We start from the raw sequence: 23,269 nt of genomic DNA, 5'->3' as shown, positions 1-23,269 counted from the left end.
GACCAGCGCGTTCCCGATCACATCGCGGGACGCGCTGGTCTGTTTTTCACCCCGGTCCGTACCGGTTTTCACCCCGGTCCGTACCGGGCCGATCGGCCGATGACCGGTGTCGAGCGCGCCCCGAGCACCGGTTTCGGCCCGGTCAGTCGATGTGGTGGTCGGATCTCACCCTCCGGGCCTCCGCGCCGTCCTCGGAGACCAGTTCCTGGGGCGGCTCCGCGGTCACCTCGTAATCGCTGCGCAGTGTCCGCAGGCGGCCGATGAGATTCTGCACCGTGTGGATCGGCAGGGCCTCCACGTAGCTGCCGACGTCTCCGCCGATGTAGTCGGGGACCGGCATCTTGGCGATCTCGCGGATCATGCGGATCATGGCGACGTTCTCCCGGCCGAGGATGGCGATCTCGGCTTCGAGCTCGAGCACCACGCGCCTGCGGTCGGCGTTGATCCGGACCCCGTCCATCTCGTCCTCGGCCTGCACGATCATGCGTTCCGCGTCGAGCCTCTCCACACGCAGGTCCAGGGCGGCCTGCCGCTGGAGTTCCTCGTTGAGCACCGGGTCGTCGGCCTCGAACGATTCCAGGTTGGTGGCTATCGCGATGACACCCCTGGCCTCCAGGGCCTTGCGGACCTGAGAGGCGAGCTCAACGCGGGCCTTGGCCCATTTCTGCATGAACTCCCCGACATTGCTCGCCGCCGCCATCCCGCTGAAGTAGGAGACGACGGCGGAGCCCAGCACCTTCTCGACGAAACGCTGCACCGGGAGCGGGTCGTGCACCAGGCCGCCCAGCCCGGAGTGGTCGGTGCCGCCGGAAGCGCTGACCAGCCGAGGCGCCGCCTCCTCCGGGATCTTCAACGTCTGGCTCAGTTTCACCCGTACCCTGTGCCCCTGGATGGTGACCGTGATCTGTTCCAGCTCGGCGTCGTAGTTTCTGGCCTCGGAGTCGCCCTTGACCTTCCATTCCAGGATCAGCTCCCTCGTCGGGATCAGCACCACCCGCACGAACCACGGGTTGAGCGCGCAGCGCATGCCCTCGCCGAGGGTCTCCTCCTGTACGCCGAAGGTTCCTCCCCGCTCGAGGAACACCCACGGACGCCGGAAGCCGTGGTGGCCCATCACGCGCGGCCCCACCGTGTCCTCTCCCCGCCGGGCGGGTGCGGCGCCTTCGAGGGTCACGACCACGCCCGTGTAGCCGACGGGGATGGCGATCTCGTGGAGGTGCGCGGGGGTCAGGCCGTCCCGGGAACTCTCGTGGTTGTCCACGGTGATCACCTGGAACAGCGCGGGATTGATGTCGTAGTAGGTGCCGCCGGGCAGGATGGCGAGCTGCCTGCCCTGCTCTCCGTGCCCGTCCAGGAACGCCTGGCCGTCCTGGAAGTTGTCGCAGTCGACGTGCCGCCCGAACGACTGGTCCGGCGGGCGGACCCGGCCCGCGTTCGCGATCACCAACCCCACCGTGCCCGGCGGTACGTAGGTGCACGGCGCCAGGGTGACCGTGAACAGGTCGGTGTTGATGTAGTAGGACTGACCCCCGGTCAGCACGTCCACCTGAGGGCCCTGCTCGCCGTCGCCGCACAGGAACGCCTGACCGTCCTGGAAGTCGTCGCAGTCGACCCGGCGGCCCAGCCGCCGCTCCCGCGGTCGTTTCGCGCCCGCATGCGCCTCGACCAGGCCGATCATCCCCGCGGGGACGTGCGTCCAGGGCACGGACTCCACCGTGTAGACCCACGGCAGCAGCCAGCTCGGTGAGTCGGGAGGCAGCGTGCGGGCCTGCGGGCCGCGCATGTCGTACGGCGTGATCTTGGGGTGTTTCCGGTCCCGGCGCCCGATCCTGCGGCGCACGAGGCCGACGTGGTCGGGTTCCACCACCACGCGGCCCGCCCACCAGATGTAAGCGCCGATCACCGATAACACCAGGAGAACGAGGAGTATCGCCATCACCGTGTGCCCTCCCAGGCGCGAGACCTCAGGTGGACCGCCAGCACGGTCTCGGCCCACTGGTCGTACCAGTCCACGTATCGTTCGTTCTGCGGGTTGCGCAGGGTCGGGAAGAAGCCGATCCGCCCGCCGCCCCGCTCCGCGAAGCCGCGGTAGTCGCCCGGTGCGGCGCCGTCCTCGGGGTCGCACCAGCCGCACTCGGTCGCCAGCTCCAGGAACTCCGAGTAGGTCCCGCGGCGCACCCGCGCCAGGCTCGACTGCACCGCGAACCCCTGCCGCCCGTGGCAGCGTTCCGCCCACACCGCGTCGACCCCCGCCAGCAGTTCCGACGACAGCCCGCCGCCGTCCTTCTCACGCATCCAGCCCTCGGCCGAGCGGCCCGCCGCCTCCAGCAGGAGGTCGGTGGTGAGCAGGTCCGCGTACCCGAGCTCACCCTCGGCGAGGTAGGCGTCGAGTCGGTGGAGCGAGACCGCGCCGGGGACCCGTACGGCCCGCGCGGTGGGCCGGGCCGGCGGGGTGGGAAACACCTCCACCGGGTTCAGGGGGCTGCCCGCCGCGTCGGCCTCGTGCAGCCTGGCCAGCATGGCCAGCTCTTCCCCGCCGAGGAGCCGGCCGTCGCGGGCGTCGACGTACCACGTGGCGGCCAGGTGGTAGTTGCGGCCGCCCAGCAGAAGGATCGGAAAGAACGTCCGCCCGTACGCCCGGGCCTCCAGGATCATGCGGGTGATGTCGTCGGACTCCTGGGACTGCGGGGACATCAGCACGATCACCGCGATGGCGTGCCGCAGCTGCCGCCGGATCACCCAGAACTCCTCGTCGCCCGGCCGGAGATCGCTCAGTGACCAGACCGGGAGCCCCGCCGCATGGAGCTGGGCCGCGAGCCGCCGCCCGTACTCCGCGTCGGCCGCCACGTAGCAGATCACGATCCGGTGCCGGTCGGGTTCGGTGACGGGCCGTGGACGCGACGGGAGCCCCGCCCACAGGTTCTCCCACGGCACGGGGCCGCCGACCTCCGGTTCCAGTCCCAGGACGGCGGCGGCGAGCTCGGCGACCTTTTCCTCGTAGCGGCGCCCGCTCACGTCGCGGAAGTCCCGCCAGACCCGGTTCTCGGTGGACGGCGCGAGGGGCAGCTCGCCGATCAGGACCGGGATGAAGCGCAGGCCGCGCGTGGCCGACGCCCGCGCCAGCGCCGCGTACTCCTCGAGCGCCCTGGGCGAGGCGGCGGACGCGGGACTGACGATCGCGATCCCGTTGCGCGACTCGCGAATGGCCGCGTCGACCTTGTGCACGACCACGTCTCCGGGAAGGAGGCTCCACTCGTCGAAGAAGATCTTCACCCCGTGGCGGGCGAGCCGTTCGGCCAGCTTTCCGGCCCATTCGGCGTCCTCGCGGGCGTAGGAGATGAAAACGTCGATCAATTGACGACCCTCCTCTGCGAGGAAATCTGCGACCACGGACCGCCTTACGAAGATTACTGGTGAAAGGTAGCGGTCGGATACTGTTTTCCAGGAGGTAAACCATCGATCCAGGTAGTGGGGCTTTGCCACCTTTCCGGTTATCGTGAAAATTTTCGCTTTCGTCGCATTTGACCATATAAGCGGCTTATTTCGGCCCGGGAAGGATGATCCTCTGGGCCTCTGGACTCCTTGCCCTCTGCCAGGCGAGGAGCATGATCTGGGCACCGCCCGCGTCCGGGGCGTCCCGCGTGCCGGAGCAGGCCGGAATCATCACCCCGGCCGATGAATTGTTCGGTCGGAAACGGGCTGGCGCCACGCTATTGGTGATTCTCGTGAAATTCGCCGAGTGAGATCACCTCGCATGTTCGATGCCGGGGAAGAGTCGCCGGCCTTCGGAAGACCCGGAGGTAGATCTGGTCGAATGAGCCCAAAAGGGCGCGTACCGGATCAGCCGGACCAGCCGGCCGGGTTCGAGAACGACTCGCGGGAGATGCCCGACCCGGTCTTCGGAAAGGCTCCGTGGCGCTCGCGGTGCAGGTGGGCGAAGAAGTAACACATCTCCTCGCACTCGGCGTCCAGCACCGCCTTCTTCGGGTCTTCTGCCACCGCGGTGTAGAAGTCGTGGCCCAGCGCGACGATGAAGCCGCGTGCGTAGAGGAAACCGTCATCGGAACCGTCGGTGACCGCGTGGATGTCCGCGCGGTCGATGTCGTGGAGCCTCCTCTCGACCACCCGATCAAGATCTGCCAACTCGTCCGCAGGCAACCCCTCGCTGACGGCGGTGAGGTTACCCAGGAACCTCTCCAGAGCGGCTTCGACCACGGCGAGCGGTGGCTTGCCGTGGAGGTCCTCGCCGGGTACGGGCGTCCTATGCGCCAGCGCACGTCGTGCCTGATCGACCTCCACCCCCAACGGCGCCCAGGCCGCCTCCACCAGGTCCCAGAAACGTTTCTCGTCCCCCACGGGGAGCCGCTGACCATTCACGTCCGTCGCCACCTCTCATGACCGACCCGGTGATCTGTGCCGCTCACACAACCAGACGACACCGACAATCGGCTCAGCCTGGGCGATGGCGAGCCTGAGCCGGTATCGCTCTCATGGACGCGTGGCGATGGTCGGATCGGCTGGCCACCTGTACCGCGGTCATGCCGTGAGCCGTCGAGGAGCCCGGTCACGGGCGCGACCGGGCTCCTGTTCCAGATCAGCGGATGGTCCGGATCATTGGATCCTCACCGGGCGGTAGGCGCGGAACTGGGTGCCGGTGGTGAGGCCGTGTTTGACGACGCGGTGGTCGGTGCCGTAGCCGGAGCGCTGCTGGTAGGCCCAGTAGGAGGTGCGTCCGGCGTCGGCCCACCGGTCGAAGATGACGACCTGTCGTGCGGTGTTGCCGCCGATGGGGTCGATGACGAGGTCGCCCTGGAGCAGGTCGGTCATCTTGATGGGGCGGGTGTGGGCGCTGGTGGCCAGGGCGGTGGTGATCGGTCCGGGTTTGGCCAGGCCGAGGGTCATGGAGACGTAGCCGGAGCCGTCGGTCCGGTAGCCGCCGTGCTTCTTGGTCTGGCTGTAGGGGACGCGTTGCGCGGTGGCGGGCTTCCAGGTCTTGGCCCGGGCGATCACCTGGGCGCGGGGCACGCCGGGTTCGGACCACAGCGACGAGACGATCAGCTGTCCGTCCGCCGCCTGGGGCTGGTACCGCTCCGGATACTTCGACACCTGCACGCGCTGGCAGACGTCACCCACCACCGCCGTCCGCCAGGACCCGTCGGGATACTTGCGGAGCATCTTGTCGAGGAACGCGCCGGTCGCCCAGGGCACGTCCAGCCGCTGGGCGGCGCTGCCCCAGGTGGCCCGCTGCTGGAACACGCCCAGGCTGTCGTGGTCCACCTCCCGGTTGATGTTCCGCACGCCCGTCTCGACGATGGCCGTGGTGATCGCGATCACCGCCGCCTCCCGGGGGAGCCCGCGGGCGCGGACCGCCGCGACCACCGCCCGGGCGCAGGAGACGCGGTAGCCGTCCAGGTGACCGCGCATCTTCATCGCGAGCCGGCCGTTGAGCGTGGCGGCCAGTTCCGTGTCGCCCGCCGTCACCCCGCCGCTGTCGCAGGGCGCGGTCGGCAGGGGGGCGGCCGCTGCCGCGGGTGCGCCGAGGACGCTCACTCCCATGGCCATCGCGAGGAGGAGCGCTCCCGCGATCCCTGCGGATCCGTCCAGACGTGCCGATCCGTCCAGACCTGCTGATTCGTTCAGACCTGCCGGTCCACCCGGGCCTGCCGATGTGCCCGGATGGGCCGGACCGGCCGGTCCGGCACAGGGCCGTGACCGGTGCACTAGCGAATCCTCACCGGGCGGTAGGCGCGGAACTGGGTGCCGGTGGTGAGGCCGTGTTTGACGACGCGGTGGTCGGTGCCGTAGCCGGAGCGCTGCTGGTAGGCCCAGTAGGAGGTGCGTCCGGCGTCGGCCCACCGGTCGAAGATGACGACCTGTCGTGCGGTGTTGCCGCCGATGGGGTCGATGACGAGGTCGCCCTGGAGCAGGTCGGTCATCTTGATGGGGCGGGTGTGGGCGCTGGTGGCCAGGGCGGTGGTGATCGGTCCGGGTTTGGCCAGGCCGAGGGTCATGGAGACGTAGCCGGAGCCGTCGGTCCGGTAGCCGCCGTGCTTCTTGGTCTGGCTGTAGGGGACGCGTTGCGCGGTGGCGGGCTTCCAGGTCTTGGCCCGGGCGATCACCTGGGCGCGGGTGACCGTGGTGGGCGCCGGTGGCGCGTCCTCGCGGATGTTCAGCGCCCGGTACGCCTTGTACTCGCTCTTCGCCGCCAGCCCGTAGTTGCGCGTCCGGTAGTCCGTCCCGTAACCGCCGCGCTGCTCGTAGGCCCAGTACGAGGTGCGTCCGGAGTTGGCCCACCGGTCGAAGATGACGACGTGCCGGGTGGTGTTGCTGCCGATGGCGTCGATGACCAGATCGCCCCTGAGCAGCTGGGACATCTTGATGGGACGGGTGTAGGCGCTCTTGGCCAGCCCGACGGTGATCTGTCCGGGCTTGCCGAGGCCGAGTGCCATGGAGGCGTAGCCGGAGCAGTCGGTCCGGTAGCCGCCGTGCTTCTTGGTCTGGCTGTAGGGGACGCGCTGCGCGGTGCCGGGCTTCCAGGTCTTGGCCCGGGCGATCATCTGCGAGCGGGTGACCGGGGCCGCGGCGGCCAGCGTCTGCGCCTCCTCCTCATCCGGCTCCGCGGACGTCTCGGTCTCGTCCTCCGGCGCGGCCGGCGGCGGCGTCGTCGTGGGAGTGGGAGTAGGGGTGGGGGTGGGTGCCGGCGTCGTGGTCGCCTTCGCCAGCGGGTCGGTGAGAGTGCTCGCCGCCTGCGCGGACGCCGCCGGAGCCAGGCCGCCTCCGCAGGCGAGCACCGTGATGAGCGCCAGGTTTCCCGCCGTGATCCAGGAGCTTCGGTTCGAGGGCATGTGCTCTCCTTGTCCCTGCCATTGATCGTTCGGTTGGCGGGACACACGCTGGCAGGAAATTCCTGAAACACATCGTGAAATTGGGGAAGTTGGGACAATAGTTCCCAGTGTGACGATATGACCTGCGATGACTCAGGCCGCTGGGACAAGGTTGGGACGAATCACCGTGGTGAATGGGATCGAGAACACGAGCCGGAGCCGGCGACAGCGCCCGCTGCCCGACGATCTGCCCGAGCCGACCCGCGTTCTCCTGCGGGAGCTGAGGGCTCTCAAGGAACGGGCGGGGCTCGATCTGCGGGCGCTGGAGCAGGCCACCCACGCGAGCCGATCGTCCTGGGGGCGGTGGCTCGCCGGGGACACGTGGATTCCCCTCGACGCCGTGGAAGGGCTCGCCCGGCTGTGCCGGGAGGACGAGAGCCGGTTCCGTGAACTGTGGGAGGCGGCCGAACAGGCACGGCGGATGGCGGGCGTCCCGGAGGCGGGCGAGCGGATCCGGGAGGCGACCGCGAAGGTCTCGGAAGACGAGGGAAACATCGAGGTCTCCGAAGGAGAGCGGAACGCCGAGCTCTCCGGAGGAGGGGACGCGGAACCCCCGCCAGGGGAGGGGGCCGAGGACGGGGAGGAGGGAGAGCCCGGCACGCCCGCGCCGCGCCGGTGGGCGAGCCGCCCGCGGCGGCGATTCCTGATCGGGACCGCGCTGGGCCTGTCCGTCGGCGTGGCCGCCGGTGTGGTGCTCGGCGGATCGGCTCTCGAAAGCCGGGCGGGCGATGGCGCAGGGCCGGCGAGGCCGGTCTCCGGCGGTGTCGCGGGCGGTGTCACCGGAGCGGCGAAACCGGCCGTCGACCGGGCCGGGATGATCGGCCGTGCCAGGAGCTGGCATCCGGCCACCGCGCGGCGCGTGCCCTACAGCCAGTTCAAGACGTACGGCGGCTACCGGACCGACGGCTCCGGCTACGTTTCCATGACGCTCGGGCTCCCGAAGCCGGGCCCCAACACGATCAGCCTGGCCTCATCGAACTTCAGCCGGCGTATCAAGATGACCGAGCTGCTCCAGGGGGATCTCGTCATCGACCCGGTGGGCGGCAACACCGCCCGCGCGGTCGTCATCTTCGACCGGTGGGCCGACGCCGAACGCACCTCCTACTGGGCCTACCAGCAGCGCTCCGGCTACGGCACCGACCACCGCGTCGTCGAACACGGGCTGAAGCCGGGCGATCAGTTCCGGGCCCACCGGCCGGTCAACCTCGGGAACGACGTTCCCGCCCTTGAGGCCTCCGCGCCGGACTGACCCGGTCGGCGCGTCGTCCCCGGCCCGGAGCGCGCCGCTTCGCCGGGCCCTTCCTCGTCGTGATCCGAAGTCGTGATCCGAAGTCACGGTCCGGGTTCTGCTCCGGGGTCCTGCTGCGAGCCCGTGGTCCGGAGCGGAGCGAACAGGCGTGCCGGCCACCGGCGATTTCACGATCATGAAGAGAGCGCTCCCTGGCAAAGGATGATTGCGTTCACGTTTCCTGTCAACGGCAGGTCCCGCCCGGTCCGCCGGCGGACGGCACGAAACCGGGAAAACGTTTCCTCGAAGAGATTCCGATTCGACCAGGTCAGCGGCGCCTGGCACGGTACAACATGCCATCAGGGAACGTTCCCTGAAATGTGCCGGTGTTCGTCCGCGGTGTGCGAGCTGTTTCCTTCAGGTTAAACAGCCCCTTGACAACGATTGTCGAGCAAGAGCAATCTCGGGTTGGGAGAGCGCTCCCTCAGCTTTTTTCTCGGTGTCCCCGCCAGGGATTCCGAACCACCGTCCCGAGACCCTGACCACCGGTTTCACCCCCCACAGAGACCTGGAGTCTCGCCCATGGCCTCGCTCCGCCGATGGTTACCACCCCTGACCGCTCTCCTCACCCTCACAGCCCTCCTGCACCCGCTCCCGGCCACCGCCGCGGCCCCGGCGGCCACCTCGGCTTCGGCCGTGGCGAGCGCGGCCGCCCCGCCCGTCGACCCCACCAAGTTCCAGCAGGTCACGCTGGCCAAGGGGGTCGCCGAGGTGGGAGAGCCCATGACGATGGCGGTGCTGCCCGACCGCTCCGTCCTGCACACCGCCCGTGACGGCACGGTCCGGATCACCGACGCCGCCGGGAACACCAAGGTGTCGGGCAAGCTCTCCGTCTACTTCAACGACGAGGAGGGCATGCAGGGCATCGGCGTCGACCCCGGCTTCGCCACGAACCGGTTCGTCTACCTCTACTACGCGCCGCCGCTGTCGACGCCGCCGAACGGCTCCCCGCCCGACGGCACCCCGGCGGAGTTCGCGCGTTTCGACGGCGTCAACCGGCTCTCGCGCTTCAGGCTGAACACCGACGGCACCCTCGACCTCGCGAGCGAGAAGAGCGTCCTGGAGGTGAGGGCGAGCCGCGGCGCCTGCTGCCACGTCGGCGGCGACATCGACTTCGACGCCGCGGGCAACCTCTACCTGACCACCGGTGACGACAGCGAGCCCGGGTTCAACGACGGTTACGCCCCCCTGGACGACAGGCCGAACCGCAACCCCGCGCTCGACGCGCAGCGCGGCGCGGCCAACACCAACGACCTGCGCGGCAAGGTGCTCCGGATCAAGGTCAACGCCGACGGGTCGTACTCGATCCCGGCCGGCAACATGTTCGCCCCGGGGACCGCGAACACCCGCCCGGAGATCTACGCGATGGGCTTCCGCAACCCGTTCCGGATGAGCGTCGACAAGGCGACCGGCGTCGTCTACCTCGGCGACTACGGCCCCGACGCCGGCACCGCCGGTCCCCGCGGGCCCGGCGGCCAGGTCGAGTTCAACCGGATCACCGGGCCCGGCTTCTTCGGCTGGCCGTACTGCACCGGCAACAACACCCCGGCCGAGACCTACGCCCGCTACGACTACGACACCTCGACGATCGGCGCGAAGTACGACTGCGCGGGCGGTCCCGAGAACACCTCGCGCAAGAACACCGGCCTGGTCAAGCTGCCCGCGGCCAAGCCCGCCTGGATCACCTACGACGGCTGCACCCTGGTTCCGGAGTTCGGCTGCGGCGCCGAGTCGCCGATGGGCGGCGTCGTCTACCGCTACTCCGCCGCGCTGAACTCGCCGGTCAAGTTCCCGCAGTCGCTCGACGGGCACTTCCTCGCCGGTGAGCTCCAGCGTCAGTGGATCAAGGACATCGAGGTCAACGCGAACGGCACCCGGGGCACCATCCAGCCCTTCCCCTGGTCGGGCAAGCTGGTGATGGACATGGCGTTCGGCCCCGACGGCGCCCTCTACGTGCTCGACTACGGCACCGGCTGGTTCAACGGCAACCAGGACTCGGCGCTGTACCGCATCGAGCACATCGGCGCCGGTGGGCGGGCGCCCATCGCCAAGGCGACCTCCGACAAGGTCTCCGGGAAGGCGCCGCTGACCGTGGCGTTCTCCTCGGCGGGCAGTTCCGACCCGGACGGCGACGCGCTCACCTACTCCTGGGCGTTCGGCGACGGCGGCACCTCCACCGCGGCCAACCCCACCCACACCTACACCACCGACGGCAGGCGGATCGTCACGCTGACCGTGCGGGACGGCACCGGCAACACCGCGACGGCCAACGTCGAGATCAACGTCGGCAACACCGCGCCCGTCGTGAGGATCGACCTCCCGCTCAACGGGCAGGTGTTCGGCTTCAGCGACGCCGTGCCGTACCGGATCACGGTGACCGACGCGGAGGACACGACGATCGACTGCGCGAAGGTGAAGATGACCTACATCCTCGGTCACGACACCCACGGGCACCCGATGGCCACCGCCAACGGCTGCTCGGGCACGATCCAGACGCCCGGCAACGGCGAGCACGACGGGGCCGCCAACCTGTTCGGGGTCTGGGACGCCGAGTACACCGACGCGGGCGGGCTCACCACCCACACCCAGCACGTCACCCAGCCGAGGAACCGGCAGGCCGAGCACTACACCACCTCCCAGGGGGTGGTCCAGTACGACAAGCCGACCGCGCACGGGGCGAAGACCGTGGGCAGCATCGAGAACGGCGACTGGATCTCCTTCGACCCCTACGTCCTGAGCGGCGCCACCAGGCTCACCGCCCGGGTCTCCTCCGGCGGGGTCGGCGGGACGATCCAGGTCAGGGCGGGGTCGGCGACCGGGACCCTGCTGGGCACCGCCACCGTGGCACCGACCGGCGGGTGGGAGACGTTCGTCGACGTCTCCGCCACCCTGACGAACGCCCCGGCGGGAACCACCAGGCTCTTCCTGGTCTTCGCCGGGGGGACGGGCCCGCTGTTCGACGTGGACGACTTCACCCTGACCACCGGGACGGGCCCGCCCACCGGCACGCTGCTGTCGGCGGGGCGCCCGGTCACCGCGTCCTCGACGGAGAACGCCGCCTCGGCGGGGTCCAACGCGGTGGACGGCAACCTCGGCACCCGCTGGTCGTCGGCGTTCTCCGATCCGCAGTGGATCTCGGTGGACCTGGGCACGGCCAGGCAGGTGAACCGGGTGAGGCTGCAGTGGGAGGCCGCGTACGGCACGGCGTACCGGATCGATACCTCGACCAATGGCACGACCTGGACGCAGGCGCACGCCACGACCGCCGGTGACGGCGGCGTGGACGACGTGAGCCTCACCGCGACCAGTGCTCGATACGTGCGGGTGTACGGCACCCAGCGCGCGACCGCGTACGGCTACTCCCTCTGGGAAATGGAGGTCTACGGTGCGTAATGTCATCGCGGTTGTCACCGCGTTGTTCGTCGTCATGATCGGTCTGGGTGCTCCGGCCCTGGCAGCCGATCCGGCATACAAGGTTCTGGTCTTCTCCAAGACGGCCGGGTTCCGGCACGACGCCATCCCCGCGGGCATCACCGCGCTGCGCGGGCTGGCGACCGAGAACGGCTTCACCGTCGACGCCACCGAGGACGCCGGCGCCTTCACCACGGCCAACCTGGCCCAGTACCGGGCGGTCGTCTTCCTGCTGACCACCGGCGACGTGCTCAACGCCACGCAGCAGACGGCGTTCGAGTCCTACATCGGCGGCGGCGGCGGATACGTGGGCGTCCACGCCGCGGCCGACACCGAGTACGACTGGCCCTGGTACGGCAACCTCGTGGGCGCCTACTTCGCCTCCCACCCCGCCATCCAGCAGGTGACCGTACGGGTGGAGGACCGCACGCACCCCTCGACGGCCCATCTCCCGGCGAACTGGGTGCGCACCGACGAGCTGTACAACTACCGCACCAACCCCCGCTCCACCGCCCACGTGCTCGCCACGCTGGACGAGTCGACCTACTCCGGCGGGTCGATGGGGGCCGACCACCCGATCTCCTGGTGCAAGGCCTACCAGGGCGGCCGGTCCTGGTACACCGGCCTGGGCCACACCATCGCGTCCTACACCGAGCCGAACTTCCGGGCGCACCTGTACGGCGGGCTCCGCTACGCGGCCGGGGTCGTCTCGGGCGACTGCGGGACCACCCCGAACCCGACGCCCACCCCGACGCCCACCCCCACGCCGAGCCCGGGTGTCGTGCTGCTGTCGTCCGGGCGTCCGGTCACGACCTCCTCCACGGAGAACGGGGCGTTCGTCGGGAGCAACGCGGTGGACGGCAACGGCGGCACCCGCTGGTCGTCGGCGTTCTCGGACCCGCAGTGGATCTCGGTGGACCTGGGCACGGCCAGGCAGGTCAGCCGGGTGAGGCTGCAGTGGGAGGCCGCGTACGGCAGGGCGTACCGGATCGAGACCTCGGCCAACGGCACGACCTGGACGCAGGCGCACGCCACGACCGCCGGTGACGGCGGCGTGGACGACGTGAGCTTCACCGCGACGAGCGCCCGCTACGTGCGGGTGTACGGCACCCAGCGCGCGACCCCGTACGGCTATTCCCTGTGGGAGCTGGAGGTCTACGGCAGATAGGCCGCCGGGGCCGCGAAGGCGGGCCCCGAGGTCTCCCGCTCTTTCCTGGACGAGAATCCCAGGCCGGTCCACCGGCCTGGGATTCTCGTCGTTTCCGGGCGGTCGCCACCGGGGCGCGGCCCCGGGGATTCCTCATGCCGTCCCCGGGAGGACGGGAGCGCGGCGTGGGGCGCGGCACATCGCCGACCCGCGACCGGACGACAAGCCCGTTATGGCACTCGACCAGGCCGGTACGTCGGTGACCTGCTGTACGGACGACAGACCGTGCGGGCGATCTGTCTTCAGGCCTTGCACGTCTCTCGTGATTTCGGAAGACCCGGGCTCGCTCTGACCACATCAGGTCACAGCGAAAAGCTGGCGAGGATTGACGTTGACTCAGGTCCGGCTATCACCCAGATTTCGGGCATTCCTGTTTTTCGGGGGATGTACGGAGGTTGCAATGAAACGTGCGAGATTAGCCATTCTCGCAATCGCGGTCCTGCTCCTCGGCTTGGTCGTGAGCACACCCGCGGCGGCGATACCCGATCCACCCGCCGGCGACGACGGAGTACACGTCTACGTCGGCGAGCTCACCGCGCAGCAGCTGGACGCGCTGCTGAAGTCGGGTGTCGAGCGCGAGGAACTTCGCATCACCAAGTCCGCGGACGGCAAGAAGGTCAACGTCGAGGCGATCCTCGGCGCGGCACAGGCGGAGCAGCTCCGCAAGGCGGGCCTCGGCCTGAAGATCCAGCAGTCCGCGGCGGCGAGCAGGCAGGCGGCCAAGGGGGACGGCGTCTTCAAGCCGTACAGCGGCGCCGGAGGCATCCGCGAGCAGATCGTCGACGCGGCGAACGCCAAGCCGAACATCGCCAAGGTCGTCGACTTCGGCACCACCGTCAAGGGGCAGCCGCTCACCGCGATCAAGGTGACCAAGAACGCGCGGCAGCTCAAGGACGGGGCGCGCAAGGCCGTGCTCTACATGTCCGCCCAGCACGCCCGTGAGTGGATCACCCCGGAGATGACCCGCAGGCTCCTGCTCCACTATCTGAACGGCTACGGCACCAACCCCGAGATCACCAAGCTGGTCGACACCGTCGAGCTCTGGTTCATCCCGGTCGCCAACCCCGACGGTTACGACCACAGCTTCACCGGAGACAACCGCCTCTGGCGCAAGAACCTTCGCGACAACAACGGCGACGGCCAGCTCACCAGCGCCGACGGCGTCGACCTGAACCGTAACTTCGCCTACAAGTGGGGCTACGACAACGAGGGCTCCTCCGACAACCCGGCCAGCCAGACCTACCGGGGCCCGAGCGCGCAGTCGGAGCCCGAGACCAAGGCCGTCGACAACCTCGCCGGGCGGGTCGACTTCACCTACATCCTCAACTACCACTCGGCCGCGCAGCTGCTGCTGTACGGCATCGGCTGGCAGCAGGCCACCCCCTCTCCCGACGACCTCATCTTCGAGGCGCTGCTCGGCGACGACGCGACGCCCGCCGTACCCGGTTACGACCCCGACATCGGCGCCGAGCTCTACACGACCAACGGCGAGACCGACGGTCACATGACCAACAAGCACGACGCGCTGACGATCACGCCGGAGATGACCACCTGTGAGGTGGCGGTCGAGAGCGTCCCGGACGACGAGTGGACGCTCGCCGACTGCGCGGGCGGCTCGGGTTTCACCTTCCCCGACAGTGAGGCCCTGATCCAGGCGGAGTTCGCCAAGAACGTCCCGCTCGCGGTCGACCTCGCCAAGTCCGTGAAGAACCCCGACAACCCGGTCTCCCCGGTGAACCGCACGGTCCCCGACTTCCGGCCCGACAGCTTCACCGTCTCGTACGGCGACCCGCAGCCGGTGGCCGTGACCATGCGACGCTCCCTGCTGACCAAGCAGCTGCGCTTCCGGATCAACGGCGGCCCCGTGCGCCTGCGCGGCCTCAGCGAGTGGAACGGCGGCGAGCGGTACGGCGACGAGAACGACCTGTACTTCGCCGAGTACCGCTCCAAGGTGGAGGGCGCCAAACCGGGCGACAAGGTCGAGGTCTGGTTCACCGGCTACAAACCCGGCACCGGGACCGTGGAGAGCGAGCACTTCACGTACAAGCTGGAGAAGAAGTCCAAGGCCAAGGTGCTCGTCGTGGCGAACGAGGACTACACCGGCTTCAACCCGGACTACCCGGCGTCGGTGACCGCGCCGAAGTACGCGGCGCAGTACCGGCAGGCGCTGCAGACCGCCGGATACTCCTCGGAGACGTGGGACGTCGACGCCCAGGGCGTGCCGCACCACCTCGGGGTGCTCGGCCACTTCAAGGCGGTGGCCTGGTACCTCGGTGACGACCGGCTCGCGATGGACGCCCAGGACGTGGAGACCGAGACCCCGTTCGGCCCGCTTCCCGACATGGACGTCAAGCGGCAGCAGCAGGACCTGACCGTCTCGGTCCGCGACTACCTCAACGAGGGAGGCAAGCTGCTCTACACCGGGGAGACCGCCGCGTACTTCGGCTTCTTCGGCACCAGCCTCGGCGGCATCTACTACGGCCTGGACGGCGCGCCGGACTCCGACTGCGTCATCACCAGCCAGGACGGCTTCTTCGAGGAGTGCCTCATCCTCGCCGACGACTTCGCCCAGTACTACCTCGGTGTCTACGGCCGCAACCCGCGCGTCGGGCCGACCGGCTTCACCGGCACCGGTCCCGGGTTGAACGGCACGAGCGGCACCTTCGGCGGCCCGGCGGTCGCCGACAACCCGCTGGACGAGGCCGGCACCCTGCAGGTGACCAGCGACACGCTGCCACCCGCGCAGTTCCCGCAGTTCAAGAGCTCGGCCGCGGCCGACTACATCGGGGCGACCGGTCCGTTCGACCCGGTCGAGGGCGACTGGTACGTGGCGGGCCCGCACACCGACGACGCGTACAAGAGGCTGACGCGCACGATCGACCTGGCGGCGGTCCCCGCCGCGCAGCAGCCCAAGCTCCAGTTCCAGCTCTCGTACAACACCGAGCAGGGCTACGACAACGTCATCGTCGAGGCGCACACGGTCGGCCAGGACAACTGGACGACCCTGCCCGACCTCAACGGCGGCACCGCCACCGACGTCCCGACCGAGTGCGAGGCCGGCTTCCTGCTGGACGAGCACCCGTGGCTGCTGCGCTACCTGACCCCGGGCAACCCCTGCACGCCGACCGGGACGAGCGGTTCCTGGAACGCCTTCACCGGCGACTCCGGCGGCTGGCAGCAGGTGGCCTTCGACCTGTCCGCGTACGCGGGCCAGCAGGTCGAGGTGTCGATCAGCTACGTGACCGACCCCGGCACCGGCGGCGTCGGCGCGTTCGTGGACGACACCAGGATCACCACCACCGGCGGCCAGCTCGCCGCCGAGGGCTTCGAGTCCGGTCTCGGCGCCTGGGCGATCCCCGGACCGCCCCCGGGCAGCCCGGCGAACGCCGGTGACTTCACCAGGGCCCAGGCCGACAAGACGGCGGCCGTCTCGACGAAGGACTCCGTGTTCCTCGGCTTCGGCCTGGAGCAGGTGGCCAGCCCCGCCGAGCGCGCCGCGACCATCAAGAAGATCATGAAGCACCTGATCGGGTAACCGGGTCGTCCCACCGGTAACCCTGACCCGATCGTGAGGCCGGGCGCCACGCAGGTGGCGCCCGGCCTTCACGCGTGCGGGGTCCCCGTCCCGCCGCGGTGATCGTGCGGGCCGGTTTTCGGCTGCCCGTCAGGCCAGCCGGTACTCCCATCCCTCGCGCCAGCCGAAGTCGGCGTCCACCAGCTTCTCCAAGGGGACATCGTCGATGAGGTGATCGAACGCCCACCGTGTCGCGACGTGGCCGATCACCAGGACTCGCGTGTCGGACCAGCGTAGGGACAGGTCACCGAGGAAGCGGCCCACGCGACGCACCGCCTGCCGCCAGCTCTCTCCTCCCGGATATGGCGTGTCGAGGTGCTCGGACCGGTTCCGGTGCAGCCGGATCGCGGGCATGCCGTTGCCGGCGCCGTAGTCGCACTCCCGCAGCCGCCAGTCATGCAGGATCGGGATATCGGTGTCGGCGAACGCCAGGGAGGCGGTCTCGACCGCCCGGGCGAGGTCGGAGGTGAAGACGGCCGCCAGGCCGTCCTCGCGCCGTCGCTCGCCCAGTTCCCCGGCCAGGTGCCGTCCCCGCTCGGACAGGCGGCCGGGCAGCCATCCGGTGGCGACCCCCCGATCGTTGTCCTGGCTCCACGAATGTGTCTCGAACACGATCTCTATCGGCATGACGTCACGCTAACGCCGCCCCCGACGCGCCTCCCGGCTCTTCTCCCGAAGCGGACGGTCATCATCTGGCGGAGCGCAGAAGAGGCGACGATAGAAGTCCGGGCTGTGTTCGGTTTTGCGAGTCGTCCCACCGTCCCGATACCAGGCGAGGGCCAGGATCCAACCTCGACAGCGCCGATACCAAGTCGTACCGTTCAGGGTCCGTGTCGGAAAATCATGGGAGCGGCCTCAATGATTAAAGCTGTCATCGGCCCGGAGCAGTACGGTACCAATCCGTACTCGGTTTCCACCGCCAAGTACCGCATCGAGAATCCGCGCATCACGCCGGGCCAGAACATCGCGACGTTCCACCTGACCCGGCGGCGCGACATGGACGACGAGGGCACCGTCACGGACTGGTTGTCTCCCGCCGAATACCCGGACCGGATCATCACCGTGCCCAGCCTGGGCATGGCGTTCAAGCAGGACGTCGGTATCCGCGGGAAGACCATCACCCTCAACACCAGCCATTCGGAGTATCAGCTCTACCAGAACAACCAGGAATTCGTGGCGCTGCGGGAAGCGGAAATCTGGCCCCGCTACTACGTCATCGACTGGGTCTTCACCGAGCGGCCCGCCTGTGGCGCCAAGTTCCACAATTGGAAAGTCGTCGCGGGTGGCTGTGAGCGCCTCCTCGACCACTGCGAAGACCAGCAGAGCCTGCGTCTGTGGGACCGCGACAAAGGTGGGGAATGGCCGTACAGCAATCGCCCCGACGCGCATATCACCGTCCACAGCATGTTTGACCCCAGCACCGCCACCAGTGATATCAAGGCTGCCGCCGCCGCCTACAAGAAGTCCCTGCAGAAGTAATCTCTCGCCGCCGGGGGTAGTCCAGACCACCGTCGTGCTGGTCTGCCCCCGCGACCCAGAGAGACCGCCGGGTACCTGATCCGGGGTGGAGGGGGACTCAAACGCGCTCAGACGCGCCGGCTGGCGAGAGGGACGTGGCCGGGGCCGGTGCGGTGCGCACCAGCGAGTCGTAGGTGTCGTTCGTACGCTCCAACGGGACGCCGAGCGACCGTGCGAAGCAGTCGAGCTCCTCCTGAACGGCGATGCCGGACTCCTGCCCGTGTACGGTGCGTTCGATCTCAACGAACGCTCCGGCGTGCTCCACCTCGTCGACGCAGATCGTCATCTCCCCCAACGCTGCGGTGCGCCGGGTCTTCACAATGCGAACCGTGGGATGAAAGCCCATGAGTGTGATGGCGTGGTGCATCTACTCCCGGTCGGCGACGGTCGTCTCGTGCTCCAGGCACGCCATCGCGTTGTCAACGGGCCGCTTCACGGTGAACAGGTGCCGACCCTGCTGGGTGCGCAGCCTGGCGAACGACCTGCCGATCTTGCTGTCGGCGTAGGTCCACCCGTCCTCGGCGTACGCCTGATCGTCCTGGTGCGAAGGGGCCGACAGCAGAGCTCCTCTCTGAGTGAGAGCGTCCTCCAGCGCCGCCAGGTCATCCACCCGGTACTTGACCTCGATCTCCTGCACCCCGTGCGTGACAATGGCCTCCCCGGTCTCTACCGCAACTCGGGGAGCCTACCGGGAGCGTCACAGCTCCCACGCGAGGAACATCGCAACTGGCCGCTCCTTATCGACACGTTGAGAGGTAGAACATCCGCACGGCCACCGGACTCTGAAAAGTGGCCGGCCCAGCGCTCTGCAACGACACCGAACGGGTTCCGCGGCTGTTCTGAACGCAGTGGGCCGGGCACCCGGACGCCCTGAACACTTAGCCCTTGCGCTAAGTGTTTCTGCGGGAAATACTTAGCCGCATGGCACAGTATTCGGCTGAGCTCGACGGCGTGTTCGTCGCCCTCGCCGACCCGACGCGGCGCGGCGTCATCCGGCGCCTCGGCCGCGGCCCGACGAGCGTGGGCGATCTCGCCCGCGAGTTCCCGATGACCCTTCCCTCCTTCATGAAGCACGTGCGGACGCTGGAGGCGAACGGCCTGATCCGCACGGTCAAGCTCGGCCGGGTGCGCACCTGCGTGCTCAACCGCGACCGTCTCGCTCTCGTCGACGGCTGGCTCGAAGAGCAGCGCCAGGTCTGGGAAGAGCGCACCGACCGGCTCGAACGCCTCGTCACCGATCCCAAGGAGAAACACCCGTGAACCCCGATCTCGACCTGACCCTGCGGCGGGTCATCCGCGCGCCCCGCGCCGCCGTGTGGAGCGCGTGGACCGACCCGTCCCTCTTCGAGAGGTGGTGGGTCCCGGCGCCGACCGTGTGCCGCGTCGAGCGCCTCGACGTCCGGCCCGGCGGGGCGATCGTGACGCGGCTGAGCGACGACGGGGTGGACTTCGTCCCGCACATGGACGCGAGTTTCCTCGTCGTCGACGAGCTTGAGCGGATCGTGTACACGAACGCGATCGACAGCGCCTGGCGCCCCGCGAATCCCGCGCCGGTGCCGATGACGGCCGAGATCACGCTGAGCGACCATCCGGACGGCACGGACTACCGGATCACCATCCGGCACGGCGATCCGGCCGCCCGCGCCCGCCACGAGGAACTCGGCTTCCTCGACGGCGTGGGCTCGGTCACCGAGCAACTCGCCGTGCTCGCGGAGAGCCGGGCCGCGCGGTGAAGATCACTCTCACGGAGTTCGTCACCCTCGACGGGGTCAGCCAGGGGCCCGGCTCGCCGGCCGAGGACACGAGCGACGGCTTCACCCGAGGCGGCTGGCTCGTGCCCTACCTGGACGAGCTCTTCGTCCGGCGTACCTCCGAGTGGCTGGACCTCGCCGACGGTCTGCTGCTCGGGCGGCGAACCTACGAGGCGTTCGCCCGGGACTGGCCGCGGATCACCGACCCGGACGACCCGTACACCGAGCGGATGAACTCACTGCCGAAGTACGTGGTGACCAACACCCTCACCGAAGGGAACTGGCATCCGACGACCGTGCTCCGCGGCGACCCGATCCAGACCGTCGGGGAGCTCAAGGCGCGGCCAGGACGGGAACTTCAGGTCCACGGGAGCGCGCGACTCGGCAACGCCCTGCTGGCGGCGGGCCTCGTCGACACGCTCCGGCTCGTCGTCGCCCCGGCCGTGACCGGTTCCGGGCGGCGGCTGCTCGACCACCCGAGCGGCCCCGTCGGCCTTCGGCTCGTCCATCACGAGGTGACGGCGAACGGCCTGCTGCTGCTCCGGTACGAGACCGCCGGCGCCGCCCCGGTAGCGGAGTACGAGGGCGTCACGGCCTTTGTCTAGTGCGGTGACCAGGAGCGGACACGTTCACCGTTTTGGATCACACCGAATCGCGGTGGGGGCGGACTGATCTCCGTGGTGACGTGGGGAATCCACCGGGGGCGCCTGGACCTCTACGCGAGGAACGGAGGAAGTCCTTGAGCCGGGACCCGGAGCGCGTGAGTTGACCTCAACAGCGCTTGAGGTCGCAGGCTGGGCGGCGACGTACACGAGCGAAGGGGAATCCTGTGAAGGCAGCCGCGTTTTTCGAGTTCGGCGGGCCCGAGGTGTTGCGGGCGACGGAGCTTCCGACGCCCGAGGCGGGTGAGGGGCAGGTGCGGGTGCGGATCAGGGCCGCGGGCGTGCAGCCGTTCGACCTGGCCATCAGGTCGGGGTGGACCCCGGAGGGGGTCGGCGGTGGGCTGCCTCGCGTGCCGGGCAACGAGTTCGCCGGGGTGGTCGACCAGGTGGGCGCGGGGGTGGACGAGGTCTCTGCCGGTGCCGAGGTCCTGGGCTTCAACCTGCTGAACGCCTACGCCGAGTACGTGGTCGTGCCCGCGGAGAACGTCACGCCCAAGCCCGCGAACATGCCCTGGGACGTGGCGGGCGGTTTCACCGCCGGGACCCAGACCGCCCACATCGCGCTGCGGCAGCTCGGGGTGGGGGAGGGCGACACGGTCCTGGTCCACGCCGCCGCGGGCGCGGTCGGCACCGCGGCGGTCCAGCTCGCCCGGCTCTGGGGGGCGGCCACGGTGATCGGCACGGCCCGCGAGGAGAACCACGACTACCTGCGCGAGCTCGGCGCGATCCCCGTCACGTACGGCGAGGGCCTGCTGGAGCGGGTGCGCGCCCTCGCCCCCGGCGGGGTGGACATGGTCCTGGACGGCGCGGGCGGCGAGGCGCTGGAGGTCTCCCTGCAACTGGTGAAGGGTGAGCGCATCGTCACGCTCGTCGAGCACGGCAGGGCAGCGGAGCTGGGGGTGCAGGTGACCAGGGGGGTGCGGCTGGCGTCCCGCCTGGCCGAGCTCGCCGCCCTGTACGCCGAGGGCAGGCTCGTCTTCCCGGTACGCCGTACCTACCCCCTGGAGCGGGCCGCGGACGCCCACCGCGAGGTCGCCACCGGGCACGGGCGGGGCAAGGTCGTGCTGGTCATGGACTGATATGGCCGTATCGCTGGTCTTATGACCAGAACCCTTAGTAAGGTTTCTTGTTAATAACGTGCTATCCGTCGGCTCGTTGGACAGTCCCGCCTCCCATTTCTCGCTCCAGGAGGAGTCCACGTGCATCTGCGACACAAGCTGGCCACCGGTACCGCCGCCGCGATCGGCGTAGGGTCCCTGTTCGCCCTGCTGCCGTCCACCGCGGCGGTGGCCCACGGGTCCATGTCGAACCCGCCCAGCCGGGCCTACGTCTGCAAGAACGAAGGTCCGGAGACCCCCAAGTCGGAAGCGTGCAAGGCGGCCGTCGCGGCCGGGGGCACCCAGGCGTTCTACGACTGGCACGAGGTGTCCCGGCTCGAAGCGGGCGGCAACCACCGCCAGATCATCCCCGACGGCCAGCTGTGCGGCGCCGGGCGGGACAAGTACCGCGGGCTCAACCTCGCCAGGGCCGACTGGCCCGCCACCTCGGTCTCCCCGGGGCCGCTCACGGTCACCTACCACGCGACCGCGCCGCACGCGAACAGCAACTTCGAGTTCTACATCACCAAGCAGAGCTGGAGTCCCACCCAGCCGCTGCGCTGGTCGGATCTGGAGCACATCAGGACCTTCAACAACCAGAACCCCACCCAGTTCACCAACTGGACGATCAACCTCCCGCAGCGGAGCGGCCGCCAGCTCATCTTCTCGATCTGGCAGCGCATCGTGGGCAGCACGGAGGCCTTCTACACCTGTTCCGACGTGAACTTCGGCGGCACCAATCCCAGCCCCGACCCCACGCCGACCCCGACGGTGACTCCCACGCGGACCCCCACCCCGACCCCGACGCCCACCCCGACGAGCCAGCCGGGCGGCACCTGGAAGGCGGGCACCGCCTACGCGGTGGGCGCCACGGTGACCTACGGCGGCGTGACCTACCAGTGCCTGCAGGCGCACACCGCGCTGACCGGATGGGAGCCGCCGAACGTCGCGGCCCTGTGGCGACGCGTCTGACCCGGTGAGATCCGGCCGGGGTGGCCGCCGCCGCCCCGGCCGGGATCGTCGCTCTCCCGAGAATCCTCCCGAGAACCGAGGAGTTCGTCATGAAGCGTGGGGTTCCGGTGGTCCCGGCGGTCGTCCTGGGAGTTCTCCTGCTCTCCGGCTGCGGTGCCGGCAGCATCCAGGAACTCCGCGGAGGCCCCGCCGGTCACGGGGCGCACGGCACCCCGGGTGTCCCCGTCCAGCCGCCGCCCCCCGTTCCCGCCCAGGGCACGTCCGGCGCCTCCGGCCAGGGTTCCGGCCACGAAGCGCACGGCGGCTCCGGGCAGGGGTCCGGCCAGGATCCCGGCCGGGCTTCGGGCCAAGGCGCCGATCATGGTTCCGACCACTCGGCGCACGGCGCGGGCGCGGGACTGCCCAGCCCCTCGCCCGCCCCGCCGGCGGGGACCGCCGCGGGAGTCGCCTTCAACGCCCCCGACGTGATGTTCCTGCAGATGATGGTGCCCCACAACACCCAGGGGGTACGGTTGGTGCGGCTGGTGCGCGAGCGGCCGGTCCGCCCCGAGGTCAAGGAGCTCGCCGAGGCGATCGGCGTGACCCAGGAACGCGAGTCCGCCTCGATGTCCGGGCTGCTGAACGCCTGGGGGCGGCCCGCGACCGCGAAGGACGACGAGCACGCCGCCCACGGCGGGATGCCGGGGGTGAGCGAGGAGGAGATGGCGGCGCTGATCGCCGCTCCACCGGCCGAGTTCGAGCGGAGGTTCCTCGACATGCTGATCGCCCAGCAGGACGACGCCGCCCAGATGGCCAAAGTGGAGGTCGCGACCGGGCTGCACTCCCAGGTCACCGAGATGGCCAGGCGCGTCGACGTCTCGCGTACGGCACAGATCGCGCAGATGCTGGCCTTGCGCGACCAGTAA

At 69.6% G+C, this 23,269-nt stretch carries 20 protein-coding genes; 12 read left to right on the top strand and 8 right to left on the bottom strand.

Going from position 1 to position 23,269, the window contains the following annotated elements; translation table 11 throughout:
* Positions 1 to 142: 142 nt before the first annotated feature.
* Together ACTOQ3_RS02255 and ACTOQ3_RS02250 are read right to left on the bottom strand one after the other, a co-directional pair.
* Positions 143 to 1,936: an SPFH domain-containing protein gene (locus ACTOQ3_RS02255; protein WP_440081696.1), complete on the bottom strand. Its 1,794-nt coding sequence runs from the start codon at positions 1,934 to 1,936 to the stop codon at positions 143 to 145.
* On the bottom strand, positions 1,936 to 3,354 hold the full coding sequence (locus ACTOQ3_RS02250) for a toll/interleukin-1 receptor domain-containing protein (RefSeq protein ID WP_440081695.1): 1,419 nt from the start codon (positions 3,352 to 3,354) through the stop codon (positions 1,936 to 1,938). The genes ACTOQ3_RS02255 and ACTOQ3_RS02250 overlap by 1 nt, the downstream gene beginning before the upstream one ends.
* Positions 3,355 to 3,605: 251 nt before the next feature.
* On the opposite strand from ACTOQ3_RS02250, the gene ACTOQ3_RS02245 reads away from it, so the two are divergent.
* Entirely contained in the window at positions 3,606 to 3,743 is a 138-nt protein-coding gene (locus ACTOQ3_RS02245) for a hypothetical protein (RefSeq protein WP_440081693.1), read from the top strand.
* A 97-nt stretch (positions 3,744 to 3,840) separates the two neighbouring features.
* Here the strand turns inward: ACTOQ3_RS02245 and ACTOQ3_RS02240 are convergent, their stop codons facing one another.
* The 3 genes from ACTOQ3_RS02240 to ACTOQ3_RS02230 form a co-directional block, all read right to left on the bottom strand.
* Complete coding sequence (locus tag ACTOQ3_RS02240) at positions 3,841 to 4,389, bottom strand: DUF4240 domain-containing protein (protein WP_440081692.1); 549 nt, start codon at positions 4,387 to 4,389, stop codon at positions 3,841 to 3,843.
* Positions 4,390 to 4,611: 222 nt separating this feature from the next.
* Complete coding sequence (locus ACTOQ3_RS02235; RefSeq protein WP_440081691.1) at positions 4,612 to 5,562, bottom strand: hypothetical protein; 951 nt, start codon at positions 5,560 to 5,562, stop codon at positions 4,612 to 4,614.
* Positions 5,563 to 5,720: 158 nt separating this feature from the next.
* Complete coding sequence (locus ACTOQ3_RS02230) at positions 5,721 to 6,845, bottom strand: hypothetical protein (RefSeq protein WP_440081690.1); 1,125 nt, start codon at positions 6,843 to 6,845, stop codon at positions 5,721 to 5,723.
* 166 nt (positions 6,846 to 7,011) lie between these two features.
* Here ACTOQ3_RS02230 and ACTOQ3_RS02225 point away from each other — a divergent pair, with 166 nt between their 5' ends.
* The 4 genes from ACTOQ3_RS02225 (at position 7,012) to ACTOQ3_RS02210 (ending at position 16,325) form a co-directional block, all read left to right on the top strand.
* On the top strand, positions 7,012 to 8,133 hold the full coding sequence (locus tag ACTOQ3_RS02225) for a helix-turn-helix domain-containing protein (RefSeq protein WP_440081689.1): 1,122 nt from the start codon (positions 7,012 to 7,014) through the stop codon (positions 8,131 to 8,133).
* A 675-nt stretch (positions 8,134 to 8,808) separates the two neighbouring features.
* Positions 8,809 to 11,565: a PQQ-dependent sugar dehydrogenase gene (locus tag ACTOQ3_RS02220; protein WP_440081688.1), complete on the top strand. Its 2,757-nt coding sequence runs from the start codon at positions 8,809 to 8,811 to the stop codon at positions 11,563 to 11,565.
* Complete coding sequence (locus ACTOQ3_RS02215; protein ID WP_440081687.1) at positions 11,558 to 12,751, top strand: ThuA domain-containing protein; 1,194 nt, start codon at positions 11,558 to 11,560, stop codon at positions 12,749 to 12,751. Before ACTOQ3_RS02220 ends, ACTOQ3_RS02215 begins: the two co-directional genes overlap by 8 nt.
* A gap of 496 nt (positions 12,752 to 13,247) precedes the next feature.
* Positions 13,248 to 16,325, top strand: coding sequence for a M14 family zinc carboxypeptidase (locus tag ACTOQ3_RS02210; protein ID WP_440081686.1), 3,078 nt, complete (start codon positions 13,248 to 13,250; stop codon positions 16,323 to 16,325).
* Positions 16,326 to 16,454: 129 nt separating this feature from the next.
* Here ACTOQ3_RS02210 and ACTOQ3_RS02205 read toward each other — a convergent pair whose 3' ends face one another.
* A complete protein-coding gene (locus tag ACTOQ3_RS02205) occupies positions 16,455 to 16,991 on the bottom strand; it encodes a histidine phosphatase family protein (protein WP_440081685.1) in 537 nt (178 codons plus the stop codon).
* Positions 16,992 to 17,222: 231 nt separating this feature from the next.
* Between ACTOQ3_RS02205 and ACTOQ3_RS02200 the strand changes: the two genes are divergently transcribed.
* Entirely contained in the window at positions 17,223 to 17,843 is a 621-nt protein-coding gene (locus tag ACTOQ3_RS02200) for a hypothetical protein (RefSeq protein ID WP_440081684.1), read from the top strand.
* 97 nt (positions 17,844 to 17,940) lie between these two features.
* Here the strand turns inward: ACTOQ3_RS02200 and ACTOQ3_RS02195 are convergent, their stop codons facing one another.
* Complete coding sequence (locus ACTOQ3_RS02195) at positions 17,941 to 18,249, bottom strand: CYTH domain-containing protein (protein ID WP_440081683.1); 309 nt, start codon at positions 18,247 to 18,249, stop codon at positions 17,941 to 17,943.
* On the bottom strand, positions 18,250 to 18,519 hold the full coding sequence (locus ACTOQ3_RS02190; RefSeq protein WP_440081681.1) for a CYTH domain-containing protein: 270 nt from the start codon (positions 18,517 to 18,519) through the stop codon (positions 18,250 to 18,252).
* Positions 18,520 to 18,803: 284 nt separating this feature from the next.
* Here ACTOQ3_RS02190 and ACTOQ3_RS02185 point away from each other — a divergent pair, with 284 nt between their 5' ends.
* From ACTOQ3_RS02185 to ACTOQ3_RS02160, 6 genes are all read left to right on the top strand, one after another.
* Positions 18,804 to 19,142 (top strand): ArsR/SmtB family transcription factor, encoded by a 339-nt coding sequence (locus ACTOQ3_RS02185; protein WP_344746984.1) that lies wholly within the window; start codon positions 18,804 to 18,806, stop codon positions 19,140 to 19,142.
* On the top strand, positions 19,139 to 19,615 hold the full coding sequence (locus ACTOQ3_RS02180; RefSeq protein WP_440081680.1) for an SRPBCC domain-containing protein: 477 nt from the start codon (positions 19,139 to 19,141) through the stop codon (positions 19,613 to 19,615). The genes ACTOQ3_RS02185 and ACTOQ3_RS02180 overlap by 4 nt, the downstream gene beginning before the upstream one ends.
* Entirely contained in the window at positions 19,612 to 20,238 is a 627-nt protein-coding gene (locus ACTOQ3_RS02175; protein WP_440081679.1) for a dihydrofolate reductase family protein, read from the top strand. Before ACTOQ3_RS02180 ends, ACTOQ3_RS02175 begins: the two co-directional genes overlap by 4 nt.
* A 224-nt stretch (positions 20,239 to 20,462) precedes the next feature.
* Positions 20,463 to 21,374: an NADP-dependent oxidoreductase gene (locus tag ACTOQ3_RS02170; RefSeq protein WP_440081678.1), complete on the top strand. Its 912-nt coding sequence runs from the start codon at positions 20,463 to 20,465 to the stop codon at positions 21,372 to 21,374.
* 120 nt (positions 21,375 to 21,494) lie between these two features.
* Entirely contained in the window at positions 21,495 to 22,364 is an 870-nt protein-coding gene (locus tag ACTOQ3_RS02165) for a lytic polysaccharide monooxygenase auxiliary activity family 9 protein (RefSeq protein ID WP_440081677.1), read from the top strand.
* Between the two features lie 89 nt (positions 22,365 to 22,453).
* Positions 22,454 to 23,269 carry a DUF305 domain-containing protein gene (locus ACTOQ3_RS02160; RefSeq protein ID WP_440081676.1) on the top strand — a complete coding sequence of 272 codons (816 nt, stop codon included), beginning with the start codon at positions 22,454 to 22,456 and terminating at the stop codon, positions 23,267 to 23,269.

Origin of the sequence: Streptosporangium sp. LJ11, assembly GCF_051918945.1 — a bacterium.
Taxonomy (GTDB): Bacteria; Actinomycetota; Actinomycetes; order Streptosporangiales; family Streptosporangiaceae; genus Streptosporangium.
The sequence above is the reverse complement of the archived record's forward strand: the minus strand, read 5'-3'. Positions and strand labels throughout refer to the sequence as shown.

What these genes read in the sequence shown, in the direction of transcription:
- ACTOQ3_RS02255 (WP_440081696.1), bottom strand. Translation starts at nt 1,936, where the DNA reads ATGGCGATACTCCTCGTTCTCCTGGTGTTATCGGTGATCGGCGCTTAC.
- ACTOQ3_RS02245 (WP_440081693.1), top strand. Translation starts at nt 3,606, where the DNA reads ATGATCTGGGCACCGCCCGCGTCCGGGGCGTCCCGCGTGCCGGAGCAG.
- ACTOQ3_RS02235 (WP_440081691.1), bottom strand. Translation starts at nt 5,562, where the DNA reads ATGGCCATGGGAGTGAGCGTCCTCGGCGCACCCGCGGCAGCGGCCGCC.
- ACTOQ3_RS02230 (WP_440081690.1), bottom strand. Translation starts at nt 6,845, where the DNA reads ATGCCCTCGAACCGAAGCTCCTGGATCACGGCGGGAAACCTGGCGCTC.
- ACTOQ3_RS02205 (WP_440081685.1), bottom strand. Translation starts at nt 16,991, where the DNA reads ATGCCGATAGAGATCGTGTTCGAGACACATTCGTGGAGCCAGGACAAC.
- ACTOQ3_RS02200 (WP_440081684.1), top strand. Translation starts at nt 17,223, where the DNA reads ATGATTAAAGCTGTCATCGGCCCGGAGCAGTACGGTACCAATCCGTAC.
- ACTOQ3_RS02195 (WP_440081683.1), bottom strand. Translation starts at nt 18,249, where the DNA reads ATGCACCACGCCATCACACTCATGGGCTTTCATCCCACGGTTCGCATT.
- ACTOQ3_RS02185 (WP_344746984.1), top strand. Translation starts at nt 18,804, where the DNA reads ATGGCACAGTATTCGGCTGAGCTCGACGGCGTGTTCGTCGCCCTCGCC.
- ACTOQ3_RS02160 (WP_440081676.1), top strand. Translation starts at nt 22,454, where the DNA reads ATGAAGCGTGGGGTTCCGGTGGTCCCGGCGGTCGTCCTGGGAGTTCTC.